Annotated in this window: 21 protein-coding genes and 4 tRNA genes; 20 read left to right on the top strand and 5 right to left on the bottom strand. The window is 59.9% G+C overall.

The annotated features are described in order from the left end of the window. Nucleotides 1–196: 196 nt before the first annotated feature. Nucleotides 197–919: a response regulator gene (locus tag AC0J6G_RS11210; RefSeq protein ID WP_475247743.1), complete on the top strand. Its 723-nt coding sequence runs from the start codon at nt 197–199 to the stop codon at nt 917–919. Nucleotides 920–938: 19 nt separating this feature from the next. Then, nucleotides 939–2543, top strand: a complete 1605-nt coding sequence (locus AC0J6G_RS11205; RefSeq protein ID WP_475247741.1) for an ATP-binding protein — start codon at nt 939–941, stop codon at nt 2541–2543. Nucleotides 2544–2616: 73 nt separating this feature from the next. Here the strand turns inward: AC0J6G_RS11205 and AC0J6G_RS11200 are convergent, their stop codons facing one another. From AC0J6G_RS11200 to minC, 4 genes are all read right to left on the bottom strand, one after another. Continuing rightward, a complete protein-coding gene (locus AC0J6G_RS11200; RefSeq protein ID WP_475247740.1) occupies nt 2617–3252 on the bottom strand; it encodes an RluA family pseudouridine synthase in 636 nt (211 codons plus the stop codon). A gap of 56 nt (nt 3253–3308) precedes the next feature. After that, nucleotides 3309–3563 (bottom strand): cell division topological specificity factor MinE, encoded by a 255-nt coding sequence (gene minE, locus AC0J6G_RS11195; RefSeq protein ID WP_025165363.1) that lies wholly within the window; start codon nt 3561–3563, stop codon nt 3309–3311. Beyond that, nucleotides 3560–4375 carry a septum site-determining protein MinD gene (gene minD / locus AC0J6G_RS11190; RefSeq protein WP_475247737.1) on the bottom strand — a complete coding sequence of 272 codons (816 nt, stop codon included), beginning with the start codon at nt 4373–4375 and terminating at the stop codon, nt 3560–3562. Before minD ends, minE begins: the two co-directional genes overlap by 4 nt. Nucleotides 4376–4476: 101 nt before the next feature. Next, nucleotides 4477–5202, bottom strand: coding sequence for a septum site-determining protein MinC (minC, locus tag AC0J6G_RS11185; RefSeq protein ID WP_475247735.1), 726 nt, complete (start codon nt 5200–5202; stop codon nt 4477–4479). Nucleotides 5203–5345: 143 nt separating this feature from the next. On the opposite strand from minC, the gene AC0J6G_RS11180 reads away from it, so the two are divergent. The 17 genes from AC0J6G_RS11180 (at nt 5346) to AC0J6G_RS11100 (ending at nt 21831) form a co-directional block, all read left to right on the top strand. Next, the gene (locus AC0J6G_RS11180; RefSeq protein WP_475247733.1) at nt 5346–6272 is read left to right on the top strand and encodes a lipid A biosynthesis lauroyl acyltransferase; all 927 of its coding nucleotides are present in this window, start codon (nt 5346–5348) and stop codon (nt 6270–6272) included. Between the two features lie 121 nt (nt 6273–6393). After that, entirely contained in the window at nt 6394–7596 is a 1203-nt protein-coding gene (locus tag AC0J6G_RS11175; RefSeq protein WP_475247731.1) for a patatin-like phospholipase family protein, read from the top strand. A gap of 283 nt (nt 7597–7879) precedes the next feature. Beyond that, nucleotides 7880–9115, top strand: coding sequence for an aspartate aminotransferase family protein (locus tag AC0J6G_RS11170; protein WP_475247729.1), 1236 nt, complete (start codon nt 7880–7882; stop codon nt 9113–9115). Nucleotides 9116–9287: 172 nt separating this feature from the next. Beyond that, nucleotides 9288–10304 (top strand): arginine/ornithine succinyltransferase subunit alpha, encoded by a 1017-nt coding sequence (aruF, locus tag AC0J6G_RS11165; protein WP_475247727.1) that lies wholly within the window; start codon nt 9288–9290, stop codon nt 10302–10304. An 11-nt stretch (nt 10305–10315) separates the two neighbouring features. Then, complete coding sequence (astA, locus tag AC0J6G_RS11160) at nt 10316–11332, top strand: arginine N-succinyltransferase (RefSeq protein ID WP_475247725.1); 1017 nt, start codon at nt 10316–10318, stop codon at nt 11330–11332. Between the two features lie 91 nt (nt 11333–11423). After that, nucleotides 11424–12887 carry a succinylglutamate-semialdehyde dehydrogenase gene (gene astD / locus AC0J6G_RS11155; protein ID WP_475247723.1) on the top strand — a complete coding sequence of 488 codons (1464 nt, stop codon included), beginning with the start codon at nt 11424–11426 and terminating at the stop codon, nt 12885–12887. Continuing rightward, on the top strand, nt 12884–14248 hold the full coding sequence (gene astB / locus AC0J6G_RS11150; RefSeq protein WP_475247721.1) for an N-succinylarginine dihydrolase: 1365 nt from the start codon (nt 12884–12886) through the stop codon (nt 14246–14248). The genes astD and astB overlap by 4 nt, the downstream gene beginning before the upstream one ends. Nucleotides 14249–14329: 81 nt before the next feature. Further along, nucleotides 14330–14614 carry a topoisomerase II gene (locus AC0J6G_RS11145; protein WP_475247719.1) on the top strand — a complete coding sequence of 95 codons (285 nt, stop codon included), beginning with the start codon at nt 14330–14332 and terminating at the stop codon, nt 14612–14614. A gap of 29 nt (nt 14615–14643) precedes the next feature. After that, nucleotides 14644–15654, top strand: coding sequence for a succinylglutamate desuccinylase (astE, locus tag AC0J6G_RS11140; protein ID WP_475247717.1), 1011 nt, complete (start codon nt 14644–14646; stop codon nt 15652–15654). A 129-nt stretch (nt 15655–15783) separates the two neighbouring features. Beyond that, the gene (ltaE, locus tag AC0J6G_RS11135; protein WP_475247715.1) at nt 15784–16791 is read left to right on the top strand and encodes a low-specificity L-threonine aldolase; all 1008 of its coding nucleotides are present in this window, start codon (nt 15784–15786) and stop codon (nt 16789–16791) included. Between the two features lie 117 nt (nt 16792–16908). Next, a complete protein-coding gene (gene alaS / locus AC0J6G_RS11130; protein ID WP_475247713.1) occupies nt 16909–19533 on the top strand; it encodes an alanine--tRNA ligase in 2625 nt (874 codons plus the stop codon). Nucleotides 19534–19639: 106 nt separating this feature from the next. Then, nucleotides 19640–20878: an aspartate kinase gene (locus tag AC0J6G_RS11125; RefSeq protein ID WP_475247711.1), complete on the top strand. Its 1239-nt coding sequence runs from the start codon at nt 19640–19642 to the stop codon at nt 20876–20878. A gap of 186 nt (nt 20879–21064) precedes the next feature. After that, a complete protein-coding gene (gene csrA / locus AC0J6G_RS11120) occupies nt 21065–21250 on the top strand; it encodes a carbon storage regulator CsrA (RefSeq protein ID WP_025165378.1) in 186 nt (61 codons plus the stop codon). Nucleotides 21251–21311: 61 nt separating this feature from the next. Continuing rightward, a tRNA-Ser gene (locus tag AC0J6G_RS11115) sits at nt 21312–21402 on the top strand. Nucleotides 21403–21457: 55 nt separating this feature from the next. Continuing rightward, nucleotides 21458–21534 (top strand) — tRNA-Arg (locus AC0J6G_RS11110). A 71-nt stretch (nt 21535–21605) separates the two neighbouring features. Next, a tRNA-Arg gene (locus tag AC0J6G_RS11105) sits at nt 21606–21682 on the top strand. A 72-nt stretch (nt 21683–21754) separates the two neighbouring features. Next, nucleotides 21755–21831 (top strand) — tRNA-Arg (locus tag AC0J6G_RS11100). 50 nt (nt 21832–21881) lie between these two features. Here AC0J6G_RS11100 and AC0J6G_RS11095 read toward each other — a convergent pair. Continuing rightward, the gene (locus tag AC0J6G_RS11095) at nt 21882–22379 is read right to left on the bottom strand and encodes a DUF4124 domain-containing protein (RefSeq protein ID WP_475247708.1); all 498 of its coding nucleotides are present in this window, start codon (nt 22377–22379) and stop codon (nt 21882–21884) included. Between the two features lie 313 nt (nt 22380–22692). Between AC0J6G_RS11095 and mgtE the strand changes: the two genes are divergently transcribed. Further along, the gene (gene mgtE, locus AC0J6G_RS11090; RefSeq protein ID WP_475247706.1) at nt 22693–24135 is read left to right on the top strand and encodes a magnesium transporter; all 1443 of its coding nucleotides are present in this window, start codon (nt 22693–22695) and stop codon (nt 24133–24135) included. Nucleotides 24136–24170: the final 35 nt, after the last annotated feature.

The following is a 24170-nucleotide window of genomic DNA, read 5'->3' as shown; positions in this document are numbered from 1 at the left end:
TTTTAGTCAATCAGATAAACACAATATGTAGTTTTTTTACCGGTCGGCGCGGCCTGCTCTGGCGGGGCGCTTTTCCACGTTTTTTCGGGGCTGCGCCAGAGGCTTAAAACGCCGGTGTAAGGGCAGCGCCGCACAGGCCGCGTTGCTACAATGCCGACGCCATTGTGGCCAGGTGAGCAGTTCTGGGGAGTTAGTTGTGGAGCAGCAGTCGTGGCACATCCTTATTGTTGAAGACGACCAGCGCTTAGCCGAGCTGACCCGTGAGTACTTGCAGGGCAATGGCCTTAATGTGTCCATCGAGATGGACGGTGCCCAGGCCGCCGCGCGGATTTTGCAGGAGCGCCCGGACCTGGTGATTCTTGATCTGATGCTGCCGGGTGAAGACGGCCTGTCAATCTGCCGCAAGGTGCGTGGCCAATACGAGGGGCCGATTTTGATGCTCACCGCGCGCACCGATGACATGGACCAAGTGCTCGGCCTGGAGATGGGTGCGGACGACTATGTGTGCAAGCCGGTGCGCCCGCGTGTGCTGTTGGCGCGCATTCGCGCGTTGCTGCGCCGTCATGAGGGCGGTGAGGCGCAGGTGCCAAGTGAGCGCCGGCGTCTGCAGTTTGGCCAGTTGGTGATTGACAGCGCGATGCGCGAAGCCTGGCTGGGCGAGCAAAGCATCGAACTGACCAGCGCGGAATTCGACCTGCTGTGGTTGCTGACCTCCAATGCCGGGCGGATTCTCTCGCGCGAGGAAATCTTCAATGCCCTGCGCGGTATTGAATACGACGGTCAGGATCGCTCCATTGATGTGCGTATTTCACGCATCCGGCCGAAGATTGGCGACGACCCGATGCACCCGCGACTGATCAAAACCGTACGCAGCAAGGGCTATCTGTTTGTCGCCGAGGCGGCCGAGGCAATGGCATGACTGGCGCGGTGAGTCGTTCATGAATTCGATCTTCCTGCGCATCTATGCCGGCATGTTGGCCGTGTTAGTGCTGGTGGCGCTGCTCGGTGTGGGCGCGCTGCAGTTACTGAATGATGTGCGGGTCGATCAATACCGTGAACGCCTGGCGCAGGGCACTTTCCGCCTGATGGCCGACAACCTGGCGCCGATGGTGGATATCGAGCGGCGTCGCGCCACCACGGTGTGGGGTCGCCTGCTCGGTATTCCACTGCGCATTGAAGCGCTTGAGGGCGCTGGGCTGGACAGCGGTGCGCGCAATAGCCTGCGCCGTGGCCAGGTCTTGGTGCGTCAAACCGCCCCGCATGAGGCGCGTATTTACAGCCAGTTGGCTGAGCAGCCGCTGTTATTGGTGGCCGATGTACAGCAGGTCAGCGAGCAGCTGGCCCGCGCCACCAGCTTTTTGCTGATTGATGAGCTGGTGCGTTACCCCTGGGATGAGCAGCCGCGCCGGCTGGCCGCGCTGAAACGCGACAAACAGTTTGGTTTTGACCTGCGGTTGGTGAGCCTGGATCAGGCTGACCTCGACCCCGATCAGCGCCGTCGCGTGGATGAAGGCGATACGGTAATGGCCCTCGGTCGTGGTGGCGACAGCATCCATGTGTTTTCCGGCATCGTCGACACGCCCTGGGTGCTGGAAATTGGCCCGCTGTACCAGATGAACCCATATCCGGCGCAGTGGCTGGTAATGATTGGCGCGTTGAGCCTGAGCCTGATTGGCATGATGGTTTACCTGTTGGTGCGCCCGCTGGAGCAGCGCCTGAGTGATCTGGAGGCGGCGGCCACGCGAATTGCCAGTGGGCGGCTGGATGCCCGCGCGCCAGCAATGCGCGGCAGTGATTCGGTTGGGCGGCTGGCGTCGGCCTTCAACGCCATGGCTGAACACCTGCAGCGCTCCCTGGGTATTCAGCGTGAGATGGTGCGTGCGGTGTCGCATGAGCTGCGCACGCCGGTGGCGCGTTTGCGGTTCGGGTTGGAGATGATTGGCGACGCACAAACCGACGCGGCGCGGCGCAAATATATGGAGGGCATGGACAATGACATCCAAGACCTCGACAAGCTGGTGGACGAGATGCTCACCTACGCCCGTCTGGAGCAGGGCGCGCCGGCGCTGAACTTCGAGCAGGTCGACCTGGCTGAGCTGATTGATCAGGTGATTACCGAGCTGGCGCCATTGCGCGCCAGCGTGCGGGTTGAGCACGGCCCCCCGCGTGATGCCTTGGATGGTGGCGGCGCCTGCGTTGAGGCTGAGCTGCGGTACCTGCACCGCGCTTTGCAGAACCTAGTGAGTAACGCCATGCGCCATGCTGAATCACGGGTGCGGGTGAGTTATCAGGTGGGTCAGCACCGTTGCCGGCTGGATGTGGAAGATGACGGGCCTGGTGTGCCAGAAGAAGCCTGGGAACATATCTTCACCCCTTTCCTGCGCCTGGACGACAGCCGTACTCGTGCTTCGGGCGGGCATGGCTTGGGCTTGTCCATCGTGCGGCGCATCACCTACTGGCACAGCGGTCGCGCGCAAATCAGCCGCAGCGAAGAGCTGGGTGGTGCCTGTTTTACCCTGATCTGGCCGCGCAAGCAGGGTTGAGTGGGCTACGAAGTACTCTCAGCCTCGTAGGGTGGATGGCGCTCTACCCATCCACCAACGGTAAGGGTCAGCTTTAGAACGGTGCCGGACACTCGAAACACATACGTTCGCCTGTCTGCGGGTGAGTCAGGCTGAGCATGCTGGCGTGCAGGCACAGGCGCGGGTAGGCGGTTAGGGCTTGCTCGTGGGCATACAGGCCATCCCCCAGTAGCGGGTGGCCGATCGAGAGCATGTGCACGCGCAACTGGTGCGAGCGCCCGGTAATCGGGGTCAGCTCGACGCGGCAATAGTCAGCGTGGCGTTCCAATACTTTCCAGTAGGTCAGGGCGTGTTTGCCTTGCTCATGATCGACCACGTGGCGCGGTTTGGTCGGCGGGTCGTAGCGCAAGGGTAGGTCAATGCTGCCGCTGTCCAGCGCGGGCTGGCCCCAGCACAGTGCGGTGTAAGCCTTCTCGGTTTCACGGTCGTGGAACTGCCGCGACAGCTCGCGGTGGCTGTCGGCGTCACGCGCCAGGACGATAATCCCTGAAGTTTCCCAGTCCAGGCGATGGACGATGCGCGCTTCCGGGTAGCCGTTTTCCTGCAGGCGGGTGACCAGGCAATCACGGTTATCTTCCGCGCGGCCGGGCACCGAAAGCAGCAGGGTGGGTTTGTTGATGACCAGCAGGGCAGCGTCCTGGTGGAGTATTTCGACGTTCGACAGCGGCATGGGCATTCCACAAATAGAAACGGCGGCCTGGGCCGCCGTTGCATGCTCTCAACCAATCAGCGGTCGGGGAGCGTGATGTTAAGTTCCAGAATGGAACAGCTGCCCTGGTTTTCCAGTGCAACCTGGACTTGGTCCGAGTCGATATTGACGTACTTGCGGATCACCTCGACCAGTTCCTGCTGCAGGGCCGGTAGGTAGTCCGGCTGGCTGCGTTGGCCGCGCTCGTGGGCGACGATGATCTGCAGACGCTCTTTCGCAATAGACGCGGTGGTTTCTTTCTTGCGTTCACGAAAGAAGTCAAAAATGTTCATTCACGACCTCCAAACAGGCGTTGCATGAGTCCTTTCTTCTGCACATCGAGGAACCGGTGTGCGACTTCCTTGCCCAGCAAGCGGTCAACCGCGTCGCTGTAAGCCTGGCCTGCATCGCTCTGGTCATCGAGGATCACCGGCACGCCCTGGTTCGAAGCCTTGAGTACGGCTTGCGACTCCGGGATCACGCCGAGCAGGCGGATGGCGAGGATTTCTTCAACGTCTTCAACGCCGAGCATTTCGCCTTTAACCACGCGCTCTGGGTTGTAACGGGTCAGCAGCAGGTGTTCTTTGATCGGCTCTTCGCCTTTCTCGGCGCGGCGCGATTTGCTTGCCAGCAGGCCGAGCATACGGTCCGAGTCACGTACCGAGGACACTTCCGGGTTGGTCACGACAATCGCTTCATCGGCGAAGTACATGGCCAGGTGTGCGCCTTTTTCGATACCCGCCGGCGAGTCGCAGACCACGTATTCGAAGTTTTCGCGCAGTTCGTTCATGACTTTTTCAACGCCTTCTTCGGTCAGCGCGTCTTTGTCGCGCGTCTGGCTGGCGGCCAGCACAAAGAGGTTTTCCAGGCGCTTGTCTTTGATCAACGCTTGCGACAGGGTCGCTTCGCCGTTGACCACGTTGACGAAGTCATACACCACGCGGCGTTCGCAGCCCATGATCAGGTCAAGGTTACGCAAGCCGACGTCGAAGTCGACGATGACTGTCTTGTGCCCGCGCAGGGCTAGGCCGGTACCGATGGCAGCGCTGGTGGTGGTTTTACCAACGCCACCTTTGCCGGACGTAACAACGAGGATCTTGGCCAAGGTGATTCACCCCAAAATATAGAAAAAACGCAGGTTTCCGGGGCCTAGCTCAGGCTTCCGGGTGCCCTGTCTGTGTCCTTGAAAAGTGGCGGCAGTATCCGTTAAAGGCGGGTGATGTTCAACACGTCACCCGACAGGCTGACATGCACCGCTTCGCCCCAGCGCGGGTCGCGGCGCAAGTCTTCTGCCACTTTGTAGTGGCCAGCGATAGAGAGCAGTTCGGCGCCCATCTGCTGGCAGAAAATTCGCGCGGTGAGGTTGCCCTTGATACCGGCCAGTGCCCGGCCGCGCATCGGCGCGTACACATGGATGTTGCCGTCGGCGAGAAGTTCCGCGCCGGCGCTGACCGGGGCGAGAACGATCAGGTCGCCGCCCTGGGCATACACCTGCTGGCCGCCGCGCACCGGAGTGGTGATGATGCGCGTGGGTTTGAATTCGGGTTCGGCGGGCTTTTCCGGTTTCGGCGGGGCCAGTTCGATCGGCCGCTCGCGGGCACCGGATGGCGGCAGCACGGGCAGATCAAGCGCTTCGGCAGCGCGGATATCGGCTTCACGGTTGGCGCGGATGGCTAAGGTGCGCAGGCCATGCTTGCGGCACACGGCCATGAGTTCAGCCAGGTCGAGCGCGCCTTCACCTTCGGGCAGCTTATCGAGCGCCAATACCAGTGGGGTATTGCTGAAAAAGGCTGGGGCTTGGGCAACTTTGATGCTGAGTTGTTGGTCGAGGCGGGCGAGGTTGTTGTGGGCCAACTCCATCACGGTGATGGCCAGCATGCTGCCTTTTAGCTGGAATACGGGGTCTTGCTCGAGAAGATCGGCTTGGCTCATGGTCTGCCTGGTACGGCCTTATAAAATTAAGCCGGACTTATAGCGAGAACGCCGCGCGCCCGCAAGTTGCGCGCGGTGAAACTGGGTCCTGGGCAAACTCCTGATAGAATGCCGCGCTTTGTTGCGTGCTTCGGACCTGTTTTATGGATCGCCCTGTATTTCGCACTGAATTCCTGCATCCACGCTTCTGGCTGCTTTGGCTGGGCCTGGGTTTGTTGTGGCTGATCGCACAGCTGCCTTATAAGGCGCTGCTGGGGTTGGGCCGCGTTTTGGGGGCGGTGATGTACCGGTTCGCCAGCTCGCGGCGCCAGATCGCGGCGCGCAACCTGCAGCTGTGCTTCCCGCACATGTCGGCTGCCGAGCGCGAGACGCTATTAAAGGAAAACTTCGCCTCAACCGGGATTACCTTCTTTGAAATGGCCATGGCCTGGTGGTGGCCGCCTGAGCGTTTGCGCCGCCTCGGTACTGTTGAGGGGATAGAGCACCTGCAGCAAGCCCAGGCGCAAGGCGAGGGCGTTATTCTGATGGCGCTGCATTTCACTACCTTGGAAATTGGCGGCGCCTTCCTGGCCCTTGAACAGGGCATGTATGGCATGTACCGCCCGCACAAAAACCCGGTGTTTGACTATGTGCAGCGTTGCGGTCGTGAGCAGCGCCTGCTTGGCGCCATCGAGCGCGATGAGGTACGCGGCATGCTCAAGCTGCTGCGTGCCGGTGGCATTGTCTGGTATGCGCCGGATCAGGATTACGGCGCCCAGCGCAGCATTTTTGTACCGCTGTTTGGCGTGCAGGCCGCAACGGTGACCGCCACCAGCAAGTTCGCTCGCATGGGCCGCGCCAGGGTCATCCCCTTTACCCAGCAGCGTTTACCCAACGGCGAGGGTTACCGTGTGGTGGTGCATCCTGCGCTGGACAACTTCCCGACTGAGAACGAAGAGGCTGATTGCCTGCGCATCAATCAATGGGTTGAGCAGGCGGTCAGCCAATGCCCTGAGCAGTACCTGTGGGCGCATCGACGCTTCAAAACGCGGCCTGAGGGCGAGCCCAAGCTGTATAAAAAGAAGGGCTGATGGATGTTGACCTGCCATCAAATTGGCGGGTTTGCAGGGCTGAGGCTGTTTTCTTGGCGCTGGGCGTTCCGTTGGTGCTTGTCGCACTTCTATACTGGCTGAAAACAGTGGGGTACAGCCTATGCCGCAGAGCGCTTCAACCCATCAGCCGGTGACGGGGCTGATTCTCTCCGGCGGTGGTGCGCGGGCGGCGTATCAGGTAGGGGTGCTGGCGGCGATTGCCGATTTGCTACCCGATGCTGGGCATAACCCTTTCCCGGTCATTGTTGGCACCTCCGCTGGCGCGATCAATGCGGTCGGCCTGGCCTGTGGTGCATTGCACTTCACCGAAGCCGTGCGCCGGCTGACCAACGTGTGGCAGGGCTTTCATACCCATCAGGTGTATCGCAGTGATTGGCCGGGCGTGCTGCGCCAGGCCAGCCGGTTTGTCGGCCATAGCTTGCTGGGGTTGGGCGGGCAGGTGCCGGTGGCGCTGCTCGACAGCGCGCCACTGGCCAAACTGTTGGCCCGTGAGTTGGATTTCACCGGGATTGCCGCCGCTGTGCGCCATCGTCAGTTGCGTGCAGTGGCTGTTACCGCCTTTGGTTATGAGTCCGGCCAGGCGGTGACCTTTTATCAAGGTCGCGCCACCATTGACCCCTGGTTCCGCCATCGGCGCGTGGGTGTGCCGACCCGTTTAGCGCTGGAGCATCTGCTGGCCAGCGCCTCCATCCCGCTGATCTTTCCGCCGGTAAAGATCAATCGCGAATACTTCGGTGACGGCGCGGTGCGCCAGTCCGCACCGATTAGTCCTGCTTTGCACTTAGGTGCAACCCGGGTGTTGGTGGTGGGGGTGAGCGGCAACTCCACCGGGGCGCAGGCTCAGCAGCCCGTACTGCGTACGCAACAAACTCGGCCGCCGAGCCTGGCGCAAATCAGTGGGCATATGCTCAACAGCACCTTTATTGACAGCCTGGAAAGCGATATTGAATTGCTTGAGCGGCTCAATCAGATGGGGCAGCTCATTCCTGCGGATAAGCATCCGCGTGGCTTGGGCCTCAAACCGGTAGACGTGCTGGTGATTGCACCCAGTCAGCCGCTGGATGTGATCGCAGCGCGCCATCGGCATGAGCTGCCCAAGGCCCTGCGCCTGTTTCTGCGCGGGCCGGGGGCGACCAAGGCCAGCGGTGCCGGCGTGCTGAGTTACCTGTTGTTTGAACCGGGCTACTGCAACGAGTTGATTGAGCTGGGCTACCAGGACGCCATGGCGCAAAAGACGCGCTTGATCGAGTTTCTTTGCCTGGACAGCCCGCCGGTGCCTGCGGTCATCCCCGTGCCGGCTTAACACTAACCGTAAGTCATTTTTAACCTTGCGCCGATCACCTGCCGCGCATGGGCGGCGGTAAAAATCCTGTTCCCCGCTGCCGATAAAACCGCGCCAAGGTGGCGGGCTGCATTTAAACTGCGCCTTCCCGATGCTTTCTGTCGCATTTGCGCAAGCAGCGGTTTTCCTCGGGTTGGCGCTGTAAGAAGTTGTCGCATGGCAGCAATGCCGGCCCTGGATCAGTCCCTACAATCCGTCACGTCGCCTGCTAGTGATGCAGGTGTTCCTCGTTAGGAGAGCTTAGATGTCCGTTCAGCACGACCCGGTGAATCATCACCCGGTGCAACGCGCCGATTTCGACCAGGTGATGGTGCCTAACTACGCACCCGCTGCCTTTATTCCAGTACGTGGCGCCGGTTCGCGCGTGTGGGATCAAAGCGGTCGCGAGCTGATCGACTTTGCCGGCGGCATTGCCGTTAATGTGCTGGGCCACGCCCATCCGGTGCTGGTCAAGGCGCTGACTCAGCAAGCTGGCAAGCTCTGGCACGTCTCCAACGTATTCACCAACGAGCCGGCCCTGCGCCTGGCCAAGAAGCTGATCGACGCCACTTTTGCGGATCGCGTGTTCTTCTGCAACTCCGGCGCTGAAGCCAACGAAGCCGCCTTCAAGCTGGCCCGCCGCGTGGCGTTCGATAAGTTCGGCGAAGACAAATGCGAAATCATCGCCGCGACCAACAGCTTCCACGGTCGCACCCTGTTTACCGTCAGCGTCGGCGGGCAGCCGAAGTATTCCGACGGTTTCGGTCCGAAAATCCAAGGCATCAGCCACATCCCTTATAACGATATCGAGGCGCTGAAGGCCGCGGTATCGGACAAGACCTGCGCCGTGGTGCTGGAGCCGATTCAGGGTGAAGGCGGTGTGTTGCCGGCTGACCTGGCTTACCTGCAAGCAGCCCGCGAGCTGTGCGACCAGCACAACGCGCTGCTGGTGTTCGACGAAGTGCAGAGCGGCATGGGCCGCAGCGGCGAGTTGTTTGCTTACCAGTATTACGGCGTGACCCCGGACATCCTCTCCAGCGCCAAGAGCCTGGGAGGCGGTTTCCCGATTGGTGCCATGCTCACCACCACGGAATTGGCCAAGCATCTGGCCGTCGGCACCCACGGCACCACCTACGGCGGTAACCCGCTGGCCTGCGCGGTGGGTGAGGCGGTGATCGACACCATCAACACCCCTGAAGTGCTGGCAGGTGTTAAAGCCAAGCATCAGCGTTTTAAAACCAAGCTGGAGCAGATCGGCCAGCAATACGGCGTGTTCAGCGAAGTGCGCGGCCTCGGTCTGCTGATCGGTGCAGTGCTGTCCGATGCCTGGAAGGGCAAGGCCAAAGCCATTCTTGATGCTGCTGCCGTAGAAGGCGTGATGGTGCTGCAGGCCAGCCCGGATGTGGTGCGTTTCGCCCCGAGCCTGGTGGTGGAAGACGCTGACATCGATGAAGGCCTGGCACGTTTAGAGCGCGCCGTGGCCACGCTCACTCAGGCCTGATTGCCGGCCTGAGCCGTCGCCTAGACGGTTCAGGCTGCGCCCGCTTGACCTACGGATGGGTTGAGCCAACAGCAAGGACGCCTGTCTCTGTGTGTGCCGCAACGCCTGTTGCGGTTTTCTCTGAGCAGCCCGAACTGGGCGGCTTGGAGCTTTTATCAATAGGAGTGACACCATGCTGGTGATGCGCCCCGCGCAAATGGCCGACCTCACTGAAGTGCAGCGTCTCGCCGCGGACAGCCCGGTTGGTGTGACTTCACTGCCGGACGACAGTGGCCGTCTGCGCGAAAAGATCGCCGCATCGGAGGCCTCGTTTGCCGCCGAAGTTAGCTTTAACGGTGAGGAGAGTTACTTCTTCGTGCTCGAGGACAGCGCCAGCGGCCGCCTGGTCGGCTGCTCTGGCATCGTCGCCTCGGCGGGTTATTCCGAGCCGTTTTACAGCTTCCGTAACGAAACCTTTGTGCATAACTCCCGCGAGTTGAAGATTCACAACAAGACCCATGTGCTCTCGCTGTGCCATGACCTGACCGGCAACAGCCTGCTGACCAGCTTTTATGTCGAGCCGCCATTAGTCAGCACTGTGGGTTCTGAACTCAACTCGCGCGGCCGTTTGCTGTTTCTCGCCAATCACCCTGAGCGCTTTGCTGATGCCGTGGTGGTGGAGGTGGTCGGTTACAGCGACGAGGCAGGCGATTCGCCGTTCTGGGATGCTGTGGGGCGCAACTTCTTCGACATGAACTACACCGAGGCCGAGCGTTTGTGCGGCCTGAAAAGCCGCACCTTCCTGGCCGAGTTGATGCCGCACTACCCGATTTACGTGCCGCTGCTGCCCGATGAAGCCCAGGAAGCCATGGGTCAGGTGCACCCGCGTGCGCAAATTACCTTCGACATCCTGATGCGCGAAGGCTTTGAGACCGACCACTACATCGACATCTTTGACGGTGGCCCAACCCTGCATGCGCGCACTTCAGGTATTCGTTCGATTGCTCAGAGCCGCGTAGCACCAGTGCGTCTGGCTGTTGAGCCGGTGGAGCCAAGCAAAGGCGGGCGGCCGTACTTGGTCAGCAATGGCCAGCTCCAGGATTTCCGCGCCGTTGTGGCGGAGTTGGATTGGGTGCCGGGTAAGCCGGTCACCCTCAGTGTTGCGGCCGCCGAAGCCTTGGGCGCCAGCGTACGCCTGGTTGCGGTTTAAGGAGTTAACGCATGATCGTTCGTCCCGTCCGCAGCGCCGACCTACCGGCCTTGTTTCAGTTGGCCCGCAGTACCGGCGCCGGCCTGACCACGTTACCGGCCAATGAGGAGCGTCTGGCGCACCGCGTTGGCTGGGCAGAAAAGACCTTTCGTGGCGAAGCCGCACGCGCCGATGCCGACTACCTGTTTGTGCTTGAAGACGACCACGGTGAAGTGGTCGGCATCTCGGCCGTTGCCGGTGCCGTCGGGCTGCGTGAACCTTGGTACAACTACCGGGTGGGCTTGACCGTCAGCGCCTCGCAAGAACTGGGCATTCATCGGCAAATACCCACCTTGTTTCTGGCCAACGACCTGACTGGCAACTCTGAACTGTGCTCGCTGTTTTTACGCAGCGACCAGCGCAGCGGGCTCAACGGCCGTTTGCTGTCGAAGGCACGCTTTTTGTTTATTGCTGAATTTCGCGAGTTGTTCGGCGACAAGGTGATTGCAGAGATGCGCGGCATGTCCGACGAACAGGGCCGTTCGCCGTTCTGGGAAAGCCTGGGCCGGCATTTCTTCAAGATGGAGTTCAGCCAGGCGGACTACCTCACCGGTGTCGGCAACAAAGCCTTTATCGCCGAGCTGATGCCCAAGTTTCCGCTCTATACCTGCTTTCTCTCCGAGGATGCGCGCAACATCATCGGTCGCGTGCACCCGGACACCGAGCCGGCGCTGGCGATGCTCAAGGGCGAGGGCTTCAGCTACCAGGGCTATGTCGACATCTTTGACGCCGGCCCGGCCATTGAAGCCGAAACCGCGAAAATCCGCGCCGTGCATGACAGCCAGGTGCTGGTGCTGGCCATAGGGACGCCGGGTGATGACGCGCCGCGTTTCCTGATTCACAACCGTAAACGCGAAGACTGCCGGATTACCGCTGCACCCGCGCGTTTGGCTGCCGGCACCCTGGTGGTGGATGCGCAAACCGCCAAGCGCCTGCAGCTATCGGCCGGTGATCAGGTGCGTGCAGTAGCGGTTTCCGCCCGCGGCTAAAACGGCGGGCCACTGCGTGCCTCGCGGTTGTCTCTAATTGCTGATCCGGCGGCTGGCCGGGTCGATACCTTGCTGGGAGTGATAAAACACAATGAGCACTCATTACATTGCCGGTGCCTGGCATGCAGGCCAGGGCGAAACGCTGGAATCACTCAATCCGGTTAGCCAGGAAGCCATCTGGCAAGGTCAAGCCGCCAGTGCCGAGCAGGTGGATGCTGCTGTGCAGGCCGCTCGCGCCGCATTCCCAGCCTGGGCCTCGCGTTCGCTGGGTGAGCGCATTGCCGTGCTTGAGCAATTTGCCGTCACCCTCAAGCAGCATGCTGACGCCCTGGGCCATTGCATTGGCGAGGAAACCGGCAAGCCGCTGTGGGAAACCGCCACTGAAGTCACCAGCATGGCCAATAAAGTGGCCATCTCAATTCAAAGCTACCGCGAGCGCACTGGCGAAAAGAGCGGCCCGCTGGCCGACGCCACCGCTGTACTGCGGCATAAACCGCATGGTGTGGTCGCGGTGTTCGGCCCTTACAACTTCCCGGGTCACCTGCCTAACGGTCATATCGTCCCGGCGCTGCTGGCGGGTAACTGCGTGGTGTTCAAACCCAGCGAGCTGACACCGAAAGTCGCCGAGCTGACGGTTAAATGCTGGATTGAAGCGGGCCTGCCAGCAGGTGTGCTCAACCTGGTGCAAGGTGCGCGTGATACCGGTGTGGCCCTGGCCGCGCATAACGGCATCGACGGTTTGTTCTTCACCGGCTCCAGCCGTACCGGCAACCTGCTGCACAACCAGTTCGCTGGTCGCCCGGACAAGATCCTCGCCCTGGAAATGGGCGGCAACAATCCACTGGTGGTGGATCAGGTCGCTGACCTCAACGCTGCCGTGTACACCATTATCCAGTCGGCCTTTATCTCCGCTGGCCAGCGTTGCACTTGTGCACGGCGCCTGCTGGTGCCGCACGGCGCGTGGGGCGACAGCCTGCTGCAGCGCTTGGTTGAGGTGGCCGCCAGCATCAAAGTCGGCAGCTTTGACGCCCAGCCTGCGCCCTTTATGGGCTCGGTGATTTCCCTGGGCGCTGCGCAGCACCTGATCAAGGCGCAGCAGCACCTGCTGACCCAAGGCGCCACGCCGCTGTTGGAAATGACCCAGCCGTTGGCCGGTGCTGCCTTGCTCACGCCTGGGATTATCGATGTGACCGAGGTGGTCAATCGCCCGGACGAGGAGTTCTTTGGCCCGTTGCTGCAGGTGATTCGCTACGCCGATTTTGATGCGGCCATCGCCGAGGCCAACAACACCCAGTACGGCTTGGCCGCTGGCCTGCTATCCGATTCCAAGGCGCGCTACGAGCAGTTCTGGCTGCACAGCCGCGCCGGCATCATCAACTGGAACAAACAGCTGACCGGCGCTGCCAGCACCGCGCCCTTTGGCGGTGTCGGTGCCTCGGGTAACCACCGTGCCAGCGCCTATTACGCGGCCGACTACTGCGCCTATCCGGTGGCCTCGCTGGAAGCTGACAGCCTGAGCCTGCCTGCCACGCTGACCCCGGGAGTAAGCCTGTGAGCCACCCATCCCAAGCATCTGCCTTTGAAGTGAATTTCGACGGACTGGTCGGGCCGACACATAACTACGGTGGCCTGTCCTACGGCAACGTGGCCTCGCAGAGCAACAGCCAGGTTGCGTCTAACCCGAAAGAAGCCGCCAAGCAAGGCCTGGCCAAGATGAAAGCCCTGATGGAAATGGGCTTTAAGCAAGGTGTGCTTGCCCCGCAAGAGCGCCCGGATGTTGCCGTGCTGCGCCGGCTGGGGTTTACCGGAACAGACGCGCAGGTCATCCAAAAGGCTGCGAAAGACGCCATGCCGCTGCTGGTCGCCAGTTGCTCGGCCTCAAGCATGTGGACGGCCAACGCCTGCACCGTCAGCCCGAGTGCTGATACTGCAGATGGTCGCGTGCATTTCACTGCCGCCAACCTCAACTGCAAATTCCATCGCTCCATCGAGCACCCGACCACTAGCCGTGTGCTGGGCGCCATGTTCGCCAATCAGCAGCATTTTGCCCATCACGCCGCACTGCCGGCGGTTACTCAGTTTGGCGATGAAGGCGCGGCCAACCACACACGCTTTTGCAAAGGTTATGGCGATGCCGGCGTGGAGTTCTTCGTGTTCGGTCGCAGTGCGTTTGATGGCCGCTTGCCAGCCCCACAACGTTACCCGGCGCGGCAGACGTTGGAAGCTTCACAGGCGGTTGCCCGGTTGCATGGCCTGAGCGATGACGGTGTGGTCTATGCCCAGCAAGCGCCAGCGGTGATTGATCAAGGCGTGTTCCACAATGACGTGATTGCCGTGGGCAACGGCGAGGTGCTGTTCTATCACCAGGACGCTTTCCTTGATACCGACAAGGTACTGGCCGAGCTGAGCGACAAGCTGGCGCGTCGTGGCGCTAACTTCCGTCCCGTGTGCGTACCGCGCGAAGCGGTGACAGTAGACGATGCGGTCAAGTCCTACCTGTTCAACAGCCAACTGCTCAGCTGCGCCGACGGCAGCATGCTGCTGATCGTCCCCGAGGAGTGCCGTAACAACGCCAACGTGTGGAATTATCTGCAGCAGCTGACTGCCGGCAACGGCCCGATTCGCGAGGTCAAAGTGTTCGACCTCAAGCAGAGCATGCAGAACGGCGGTGGACCCGCGTGCCTGCGTCTGCGTGTGGCGCTCAAAGAGCATGAGCTGGCAGCGGTCAACCAAGGCGTGATCATGACCCCGACCTTATACGACACGCTCAATACCTGGGTCGATACGCACTACCGTGATCGCCTGAGCGAGAATGACCTGGCTGACCCACAATTACTGGGCGAATGCCGCACGGCCTTGGATGAACTGACGCAGATCCTTAAACTGGGCGCGGTTTATCCTTTCCAATTAGCTTAAGTAAGCTGGGTCGCGCTTTATCGACCCACCGGTGGATACCAAAAGCGACATCCACCCTACGTCCAACACTGTGGAGATTTTATGAGCGACGCCCTGCAATTAATCCTTGAAGACACCGATGGCACCCAGCTGGAAACGTCCTGCACGCGTTTTGCTGTGATCTGGCAGGGTCAGGAAATCTGGTTCCAGCAGGTGGGTAACAACCAGTTGATGATTGGTGTTGACGTGGAGGAGGGCGCTGCTGAATACGCCAATCTGCTGCTGCGCCCGCTGGCCACCAACTTGGTCAGCCTGGAGCTGGAGATGGAGGCCGCTGGCCTGGAAGAAGATGACGATCATGTGCACGGCTCTGACTGCAACCACTAAGAGCTTCTTTACGCTCTGAGGAACCGCCTATGCTTGCCCTCGGCAAACTGCTTGAACTGACCCTGGCCGGCCACGAACCGGCAGCAAAGATTCAGCTGACTCCCGAGGGCACGCGGCTGCGTTGGCTGGCCGAAGGCGCGTTGGAAATTACGCCGCCTGCGGCTCGCGACAATGGTCAGGACCTGCTGCTGTCAGCGGGCATCCATGGCAACGAAACCGCTCCCATCGAACTGCTCGACCGCCTGCTGCAGGGCATCGCCCGCAACCAGTTACAGCCCTGTGCACGCATTCTCTTGTTGTTCGGTAACCCCGCCGCCATGCGCAGTGGCGAGCGTTATATCGAACATGACATCAACCGCCTATTTAACGGCCGCCACGATCAGCACGCCGGTGCTGAAGCGCTGCGTGCCTGCGAACTGGAGCACCTGGCCGCCAACTTTTTCAGCAAGCCAGAGCGTAAGCGCCTGCATTACGACCTGCACACCGCCATTCGTGCTTCCAAGATTGAGCAGTTTGCCCTCTACCCGTTTCAGCAAGGTCGCCCGCGCAGCCGGCGCGAGCTGGCGCGCCTGAGCGCGGCCGGGATTGAGGCCGTGCTGCTGCATAACAAGAGTTCAGTGACCTTTAGCGCCTACACCTACACACAGTTGGCGGCAGAGGCGTTCACCCTGGAGTTAGGCAAGGCGCGGCCATTCGGGCACAACGACGGGGTCAACCTCAGTCGCCTTGAAATGCAGTTGCAGGCACTGATTGAAGGGCGTGAACCTGCGGGTGTGGCGGATGATCTGGGTGAACTGAAGTTATTTACTGTGGCGCGCGAGGTCATCAAACACAGCGATGCCTTCAAGCTGCACTTGCCCGCCGATATCGAAAACTTCAGCGAATTGCCGCTTGGCTACCTGCTGGCCGAAGACCTCAGTGACACCCGCTGGGTAGTGGATGAGCCGGGCGCGCGAATCATCTTCCCCAATCCCAACGTTCACAACGGCCTGCGCGCCGGCATCCTTATCGTTCCCGCCGAAGACGTGCAGCTGGCTTGAGCCAGTCGGGTGGATGGATAAAGCGTCAGTCACCACAGCTGTACTGCGCCTTCTCGCCCGATCTGTCCCTTGTTTGCCCAAAAGGTGCGCTTTAGCATCGGGCCTTACCTTGCCTAAGGATTGCCCGTTATGCCTGTTATCGACCTGCGCAGCGACACCGTCACCCAGCCAACCCTCGGCATGCGTAATGCCATGCAACGCGCTGAGCTGGGCGATGACGTGTATGGCGAGGATCCAACAGTCAATCAGCTAGAGCAGTACCTCGCAGCTGATCTGGGCTTCGAGGCGGCGTTATTTGTACCCACCGGCACCATGAGCAACTTGCTCGGGCTGATGGCCCATTGCGGCCGTGGTGACGAATATATCGTCGGCCAGCAGGCGCACACCTATAAATACGAAGGTGGCGGCGCGGCGGTGCTCGGCTCGATCCAGCCGCAACCGATTGACGGCGAAGCGGATGGCTCCTTGGATCTGGCTAAGGTCGAGGCAGCTATCAAGCAGGATGACTTTCACTTCGCCCGCACCCGCCTGCTGGCGCTGGAAAACACCATGCAGGGCAAGGTGCTGCCACAGGCGTACCTGCAGGCCGCGCGTGAACTGTGCACGCGCCACGGCTTGGCGCTGCATCTGGACGGCGCGCGTTTGTACAACGCAGCTGTCAAGCTGGGCGTGCCGGCGCGGGAAATCACTCAATACTTCGATTCGGTGTCGGTGTGCCTGTCCAAAGGGCTCGGTGCGCCGATTGGTTCGGTGTTGTGTGGCTCAGTCGAGTTGATCGGCAGGGCGCGGCGGCTGCGCAAAATGGTCGGCGGCGGTATGCGTCAGGCAGGCATGCTCGCCGCGGCGGGTTTATACGCCCTGCAGCATCAGGTGGCGCGGTTGGCGGATGATCACGCCAATGCCGAGCGCCTTGCCGCTGGCCTACGCACGCTGGGTTATGCGGTCGAGCCGGTGCAAACCAATATGGTCTACGTGCAGGTAGGCGGGCAGGCCCCGGCGTTACAAGCATTCTGTGCCCGGCGGGGAATCAAGCTTACCGCCGCGCCGCGTTTACGCATGGTCACGCATCTGGATATTGCCGCTGCAGGCATCGATCAGGTGATAGCCGCCTTTGCAGAATTCGCACACAGCGAATAAAACCGCGCTGTTAATAGCGCCTATCTATCAATAAAGGCACTAGCCCCTCAGCTCAGGCCCGATATAATGCGGCCCTTTGCCGGCTTTATCGTGGCCGCTGGTTTTTGGAAGATTCCTATGAAAAGCGCAGAAATCCGTGAAGCCTTCCTCAGCTTCTTTGAACAAAAGGGACACACCCGTGTCGCTTCAAGCTCCCTGATTCCGGGCAACGACCCGACCCTGCTGTTCACCAACGCAGGCATGAACCAGTTCAAGGATTGCTTCCTCGGCCTGGAAAAGCGCGCCTACACCCGCGCCGCCACCAGCCAGAAGTGCGTACGCGCCGGCGGCAAACACAACGACTTGGAAAACGTCGGTTATACCGCACGTCACCACACATTCTTCGAAATGCTGGGTAACTTCAGCTTTGGCGACTATTTCAAGCGCGATGCCATTCACTTCGCCTGGGAGTTCCTCACCGGTGAAAACTGGCTGAACCTACCCAAAGAAAAGCTCTGGGTGACCGTCTACGCCACAGACGATGAAGCCTACGATATTTGGAACAAGGAAGTCGGCGTACCGGCTGAGCGCATGATCCGTATCGGCGACAACAAAGGTGCGCCGTATGCCTCCGACAACTTCTGGACCATGGGCGACACCGGGCCGTGCGGCCCGTGCACCGAAATTTTCTTCGACCACGGCGAGCACATCTGGGGCGGCCCACCTGGCAGCCCAGAAGAAGACGGTGATCGCTACATCGAAATCTGGAACAACGTGTTTATGCAGTTCAACCGCACCGCAGACGGCGTATTGCACCCACTGCCGGCGCCAAGCGTAGACACCGGCATGGGCTTGGAGCGCGTCAGCGCCGTGCTGCAACACGTCAACTCGAATTACGAGATTGACCTGTTTCAGAGCCTGCTGAATGCAGCGGCCAAGGCCATCGGTTGCGCCAACGAAGCCCAGGCATCGCTGAAAGTGGTGGCTGACCATATTCGCTCGTGCGGCTTCCTGATCGCCGACGGTGTGACGCCGTCTAACGAAGGCCGTGGCTACGTGCTGCGCCGCATCATCCGCCGCGCCTGCCGTCACGGTAACAAGTTGGGTGCCAAGGGCAGCTTCTTCTACCAGATCGTTGCCGCGCTGGTGGCCGAGATGGGCGATGCCTTCCCTGAGCTGAAACAACAGCAGGCGCACATCGAGCGCGTGCTGAAAACTGAAGAAGAGCAGTTCGCCAAGACCCTGGAGCAGGGCCTGAAGATTCTTGAGCAGGACTTGGCTGAGCTCAAAGGCACCGTGATTCCGGGTGAAGTGATCTTCAAGCTGTACGACACCTTCGGTTTCCCGATGGACCTTACCGGCGACATCGCCCGTGAGCGCGAGCTGACCCTGGACGAAGAAGGTTTCGAGCGCGAAATGCAGGCGCAGCGTGAACGCGCGCGTTCCGCCAGCTCCTTCGGCATGGACTACAACAGCCTGGTCAAGGTCGACTGCGATACCGCGTTCCTCGGTTATCAGGGCACTAGCGGCAGCGGCAAGATCATTGCGCTGTTCCAGGCCGGTCAGGCTGTCGACAGCTTGAGTGAAGGCGAGGAGGGCGTTGTCGTTCTCGATCAGACGCCGTTCTATGCCGAATCCGGTGGTCAGGTGGGTGACTGCGGCTTCCTTGAAGGCGCCGGCGTGCGTTTCGATGTGCGTGATACCACGAAGGCTGGCGGTGCATTTCTGCACCACGGCGTTGCGGTCAAAGGCGGCTTGAGTGTCGGCACCTCGGTCAAGGCCGAAGTAGACGCCAGTGTGCGTCAGGCCACGGCGCTCAATCACTCGGCCACTCACTTGCTGCATGCGGCGCTGCGTCAGGTGCTGGGTGAGCACGTCACCCAGAAGGGCTCGCTGGTCGACAGTCAGCGCCTGCGTTTTGACTTCAGTCATTTCGAGGCGATCACGCCTGCACAACTGAAAGAGCTGGAAGCCATCGTTAACCGTGAAGTGCGCGGTAATAGCGAAGTTGAAACCCTGGAAACCGACATCGAAACCGCCAAGGCCAAAGGGGCTATGGCGCTGTTTGGTGAAAAGTACGGCGACCAGGTGCGCGTGCTGAGCATGGGCGGCGATTTCTCTGTTGAGCTGTGTGGCGGTACTCACGCCAAACGCACAGGTGATATCGGCCTGTTCAAAATCATCAGCGAAAGCGGTGTGGCGGCGGGTGTGCGCCGTATTGAAGCGGTCACCGGTGCAGCAGCCTTTGCTTACCTGAATGGCGCGGAAGAACAGCTGAAAGAGGCTGCCGCGCTGGTCAAAGGCAGCCGCGACAACCTGCTGGACAAGCTCGCCGGTGTGCTGGAGCGCAACCGTCAGCTGGAAAAAGAGCTGGAGCAGCTCAAGGCCAAGGCCGCCAGCGCGGCGGGCAATGACCTGGCGGGTTCCGCTGTCGACGTCAAAGGCATCAAAGTGCTGACGGCGCGTCTCGACGGTTTGGACGGCAAGGCGCTGTTGGCCATGGCTGATCAGCTGAAAAACAAGCTGGGCAGTGCCGTGATTCTGCTCGGCGGTGTGCAGGACGACAAGGTCGTGCTGGTTGCTGGGGTGACGCAGGATTTGACCGCCAAACTCAAAGCCGGTGAGCTGATGAAGCAAGCTGCCGCTGCCGTGGGAGGTAAAGGCGGTGGTCGCCCGGACATGGCGCAAGGTGGCGGTACCGATGCGGCGGCCTTGGATGCTGCGCTGGCGCTGGCCGTCGGTTTTGTTGAGCAAGCGCTTTAACGCAGGTTTTGATGTTCCGCCAGGGGCTGTATATGCCCTGCGTCCCCTGGCGGTAGTGATGTTGAATGTTTAATGGGTGCCCTTCACGGGCTGAGGCGGCTTTGAAATGGCTTTGATCGTACAGAAATTTGGCGGTACTTCCGTCGGCACTGTTGAGCGCATTCAGCAAGTGGCCGAGAAGGTGAAGAAATTCCGCGAAAATGGCGATGACATCGTGGTTGTGGTTTCCGCTATGAGCGGTGAGACCAATCGCCTGATCGATCTGGCCAAACAGGTCAGTGATGGTCAGCCGGTACCGCGTGAACTCGACGTGATGGTCTCAACCGGTGAGCAGGTGACCATTGCCCTGTTGGCCATGGCACTGATTAAAATCGGTGTGCCTGCGGTGTCCTACACCGGTAATCAGGTGCGCATCCTTACGGATAGCGCACACAACAAAGCGCGCATCCTGCAGATTGATGACCAGAAGCTGCGTACCGATCTGAAAGCCGGGCGCGTGGTGGTGGTGGCGGGTTTCCAAGGTGTGGATGAGCACGGCAATATCACCACCCTCGGGCGTGGCGGCTCTGACACGACTGGGGTGGCGCTGGCTGCGGCGTTAAAGGCCGATGAATGCCAGATCTATACCGATGTTGATGGCGTTTACACCACCGATCCGCGCGTTGTGCCCAAGGCTCAGCGCCTGAGCAAGATTACCTTCGAAGAAATGCTGGAAATGGCCAGTCTAGGCTCCAAGGTGCTGCAGATTCGCGCGGTGGAGTTCGCTGGTAAATACAACGTCCCGCTGCGCGTGTTGCACAGCTTCCAAGAGGGGCCGGGCACCCTTATTACTATTGATGAAGAGGAATCCATGGAACAGCCGATCATCTCTGGCATCGCTTTTAACCGCGATGAGGCCAAGCTGACTATCCGTGGCGTACCGGATATTCCGGGCGTAGCGTTCAAGATTTTAGGGCCGATCAGCGCCGCCAATGTTGAAGTGGACATGATCGTGCAGAACGTCGCGCACGATAACACCACTGACTTCACCTTCACTGTGCATCGCAATGACTACAACAATGCCATGCAGGTGCTGGAAAAGACCGCGCAGGAATTGGGCGCCCGTGAGGTGGTTGGCAATACCGATATCACCAAGGTTTCCATCGTTGGTGTGGGTATGCGCTCCCATGCAGGCGTCGCCAGCCGCATGTTTGAGGCGCTGGCCAAAGAAAATATCAACATCCAGATGATTTCCACCTCGGAAATCAAAGTCTCCGTGGTGATTGAGGAGAAATATCTGGAGTTGGCGGTGCGCGCCCTGCACACTGCTTTTGAACTGGATGCCCCGGCCCGACAGGGCGACTGAGGCATTATCCAAAAGGCGCGGTTTATCCCGCGCCTTTTGTCTTTTTGGTTGATGTGAGCAGGCGCTTTCTTTCTGCTCGCACTGGTCAATACTTGGGTCAAGGCTCCGCTTGAGATGTTCGGGGCTGCCACCATTTTACTTTGCAGACTGTTGTTGTCCTGAACTGATATCCGTAAGGAGAAAGGAATGCTGATTCTGACTCGTCGGGTCGGAGAGACCCTGATGGTGGGTGATGAAGTCACCGTCACCGTGCTGGGCGTTAAAGGTAATCAGGTGCGTATAGGCGTTAACGCGCCTAAAGAAGTCGCCGTGCACCGTGAGGAAATTTACCAGCGCATCCAGAAAGAGAAGGGTGAGGAACCAAGCCACTAATTTAATTGAAATTTTGGCTTTGCAAACGGGGAAAACATGGTTATCATGCGCCCCGTGTTGCGGAGAGGTGGCCGAGTGGCCGAAGGCGCTCCCCTGCTAAGGGAGTACATCTCAAAAGGGTGTCGGGGGTTCGAATCCCCCCTTCTCCGCCATTATTTAGTGTTGTAGATGTAGCAAGTTTGAGCATCTACAGTGCGAGCGTTACATGCACTCATAGCTCAGCTGGATAGAGTACTCGGCTACGAACCGAGCGGTCGGAGGTTCGAATCCTCCTGAGTGCACCAAATAGAAATGGCTTGCAGCAATGCAAGCCATTTTGTTTCAACCAGCGGTGATCTGGTTTAAAGCGCCACATGCACTCATAGCTCAGCTGGATAGAGTACTCGGCTACGAACCGAGCGGTCGGAGGTTCGAATCCTCCTGAGTGCACCAAATAGAGATTGTTTGCAGTGATGTAAGCCATCTTGTTTCAGCCAGCGGTGATCTGGTTAAAAAGCGCCACATGCACTCATAGCTCAGCTGGATAGAGTACTCGGCTACGAACCGAGCGGTCGGAGGTTCGAATCCTCCTGAGTGCACCAAATAAGAAGGGCCTGCAGCGATGCAGGCCCTTTTTTATTTCCTGTCATATCTAGCGTTTACGTTTACCTTTCACGCAGCCGGCTTCATCGAAGTTGACGGTGCGTCTACTGCCTTTCTTGCCCTGATACACGTAGCGCGTTTGGCCATTGAGCTCGGTCAGTGTGTCAGGCTTGCCAAGGCTGCTCTCGACATCGGCGCGGCTCATGCCGGGCTGAATCTGTTGTTTGATGATGGCGGCGCGACGTTCGCTATTGTTCAGGTGGTTGCCGCAGTCATGTTGCTTAACGCCGATTACAGTCGGTGTTCGTTCAGTGTCTTGTTTGCGCTCTCGAGAGGCTTGGCGCGGTTTGGCCAGTGGCACTGGCTTGCCGCTGCCTGGCGTGGGGTTGTTGGCCTGTTGTATGCGCTGGTTATGATCGTCAGGGCAGCCCTGGCGGGTGAAGGTGACGTGGCCGTTGGCGTCTTCACAGCGAAATACGCTGGAGGCAAGTGTGGTGGGCGGGCAAAGCAAAATAGTGCAGACGATTGCGCAGCGCAGTCCTTGCATGGTGCATCCTCCTTGATGGTCTGCCTGCAAGCCTAGCCGATGTGGTTGTCTGTGCCAGGCGTGTCTTTGTCAGTGCTAGGCACGTCGCAGTTAGCCATGTGCGAGTGCGCCTGAGGTTGGTTTGTTCGAGGTGTGGTTTTGTCGCATGCAAGGCGCTTGGGCGGTGGTATCATTTGCCGCGTCAGCCCCGCCGGGGCTTGTGGGATACCACCATGGACTTACCCAGTAGTTACTCTGAACCTCGATTGTGCAATCACGTGTTTGACTGATTGACCCTCTTTGGCGCGCGCTGCTGCTGGGGGTGGAGCGCGCTATGACTGAAGTAGAAGTAAAAAAACCGCAAGAAAGCCTGCAGGATCGCCTGGCTCAGGTGGTCGAGCTGTTGCATCGGCATAAGCTGGTCGAAGACCTGACCCACCGTCAGGAAGGCCAGCACCATGGCCGGGTGGAAAACCTGGTGCACCGGCAGAATCTCGTCGAATTACAACGCAAGCTCGATGAGCTGCACTCCGCTGACGTGGCTCACATCCTCGAAGCCTTGCCGCTGGGTGATCGTCAGACTGTATGGCAACTGGTTAAAGCCGAGCGTGACGGCGATATTCTCCTTGAAGTGTCCGATGCAGTGCGTGAAACCCTGCTCGCGGACATGGACGACCACGAGATTCTCGCGGCGGCCAAGGAAATGGATGCCGACGAGTTGGCCGACCTGGCCTCCGAGTTGCCGCGCGATGTTGTCCATGAACTCATGGAAACCCTCGATGCGCAGCAACGTGAGCGCGTACGCTCGGCGTTGTCTTACGAGGAGAATCAGGTTGGTGCACTGATGGACTTCGAGATGGTCACCATCCGCGAAGACGTCAGCCTGGAAGTGGTGTTGCGTTACCTGCGCCGCCTCAAGGAGCTGCCAGGGCACACCGACAAACTGTTTGTGGTTGATTACGACGGTGTGCTCAAGGGTGTGCTGCCGGTAAAGCGTTTGCTGGTCAATGACCCGGACAAACTGGTCAGTGAGGTCATGGCCACTGACCCGGTGAGCTTCCACCCGGATGAGGATGCCTACGACGCCGCGCAAGCGTTCGAGCGCTATGACTTGATCTCAACCCCGGTGGTGGACAAAAACGGCAAGCTGATCGGCCGTCTGACCATTGACGAAATGGTCGACCTGATTCGCGAAGAGAGTGAAAACGAAGTCCTCAATATGGCCGGTCTGCGCGAGGAAGAAGACATCTTCGCCTCGGTGTGGAAGTCCCTGCGTAACCGCTGGGCCTGGCTGGCGATAAACCTGGTCACCGCCTTTATGGCGTCGCGGGTGATCGGTTTGTTTGAGGACTCCATCGAGAAGCTGGTGGCGCTCGCGGCGCTGATGCCGATTGTTGCTGGTATTGGTGGTAACTCGGGCAACCAGACCATCACCATGATCGTGCGCGCCATGGCCCTGGATCAGGTCAGTACCGGTAATACCTCACGCCTGATTCGCAAGGAGTTGGGCGTTGGTCTGGTCAACGGCATCGTTTGGGGCGGGGTGATTGGCGTGGTGGCCTACCTGCTCTACGACAGCTGGTCGCTGGGCGTGGTGATGACGGCGGCGATGACTTTGAACTTGCTCTTGGCCGCTTTGATGGGGGTGTTGATTCCCATGACGCTGGTGCGCATGGGGCGTGATCCCGCCCTGGGTGCCAGTGTGATGATCACTGCGGTGACTGACAGCGGTGGCTTCTTTATCTTCCTGGGTTTGGCCAGTCTGTTTCTGCTCTGACAAATTCTCGGCAAGCATCCTAAATTGTCGTGCCG

The organism is Pseudomonas sp. TS_SC_3, assembly GCF_056156225.1.
This window is presented reverse-complemented; position numbering and strand designations above follow the sequence as displayed.

Coding starts and splice junctions, on each gene's coding strand:
- AC0J6G_RS11145 (WP_475247719.1), top strand. CDS start 14,330: ATGAGCGACGCCCTGCAATTAATCCTTGAAGACACCGATGGCACCCAG.
- alaS (WP_475247713.1), top strand. CDS start 16,909: ATGAAAAGCGCAGAAATCCGTGAAGCCTTCCTCAGCTTCTTTGAACAA.
- csrA (WP_025165378.1), top strand. CDS start 21,065: ATGCTGATTCTGACTCGTCGGGTCGGAGAGACCCTGATGGTGGGTGAT.
- astE (WP_475247717.1), top strand. CDS start 14,644: ATGCTTGCCCTCGGCAAACTGCTTGAACTGACCCTGGCCGGCCACGAA.
- AC0J6G_RS11205 (WP_475247741.1), top strand. CDS start 939: ATGAATTCGATCTTCCTGCGCATCTATGCCGGCATGTTGGCCGTGTTA.
- AC0J6G_RS11200 (WP_475247740.1), bottom strand. CDS start 3,252: ATGCCGCTGTCGAACGTCGAAATACTCCACCAGGACGCTGCCCTGCTG.
- AC0J6G_RS11125 (WP_475247711.1), top strand. CDS start 19,640: ATGGCTTTGATCGTACAGAAATTTGGCGGTACTTCCGTCGGCACTGTT.
- AC0J6G_RS11180 (WP_475247733.1), top strand. CDS start 5,346: ATGGATCGCCCTGTATTTCGCACTGAATTCCTGCATCCACGCTTCTGG.
- minE (WP_025165363.1), bottom strand. CDS start 3,563: ATGAACATTTTTGACTTCTTTCGTGAACGCAAGAAAGAAACCACCGCG.
- astD (WP_475247723.1), top strand. CDS start 11,424: ATGAGCACTCATTACATTGCCGGTGCCTGGCATGCAGGCCAGGGCGAA.
- mgtE (WP_475247706.1), top strand. CDS start 22,693: ATGACTGAAGTAGAAGTAAAAAAACCGCAAGAAAGCCTGCAGGATCGC.
- minC (WP_475247735.1), bottom strand. CDS start 5,202: ATGAGCCAAGCCGATCTTCTCGAGCAAGACCCCGTATTCCAGCTAAAA.
- astA (WP_475247725.1), top strand. CDS start 10,316: ATGATCGTTCGTCCCGTCCGCAGCGCCGACCTACCGGCCTTGTTTCAG.
- AC0J6G_RS11175 (WP_475247731.1), top strand. CDS start 6,394: ATGCCGCAGAGCGCTTCAACCCATCAGCCGGTGACGGGGCTGATTCTC.
- ltaE (WP_475247715.1), top strand. CDS start 15,784: ATGCCTGTTATCGACCTGCGCAGCGACACCGTCACCCAGCCAACCCTC.
- AC0J6G_RS11170 (WP_475247729.1), top strand. CDS start 7,880: ATGTCCGTTCAGCACGACCCGGTGAATCATCACCCGGTGCAACGCGCC.
- AC0J6G_RS11095 (WP_475247708.1), bottom strand. CDS start 22,379: ATGCAAGGACTGCGCTGCGCAATCGTCTGCACTATTTTGCTTTGCCCG.
- aruF (WP_475247727.1), top strand. CDS start 9,288: ATGCTGGTGATGCGCCCCGCGCAAATGGCCGACCTCACTGAAGTGCAG.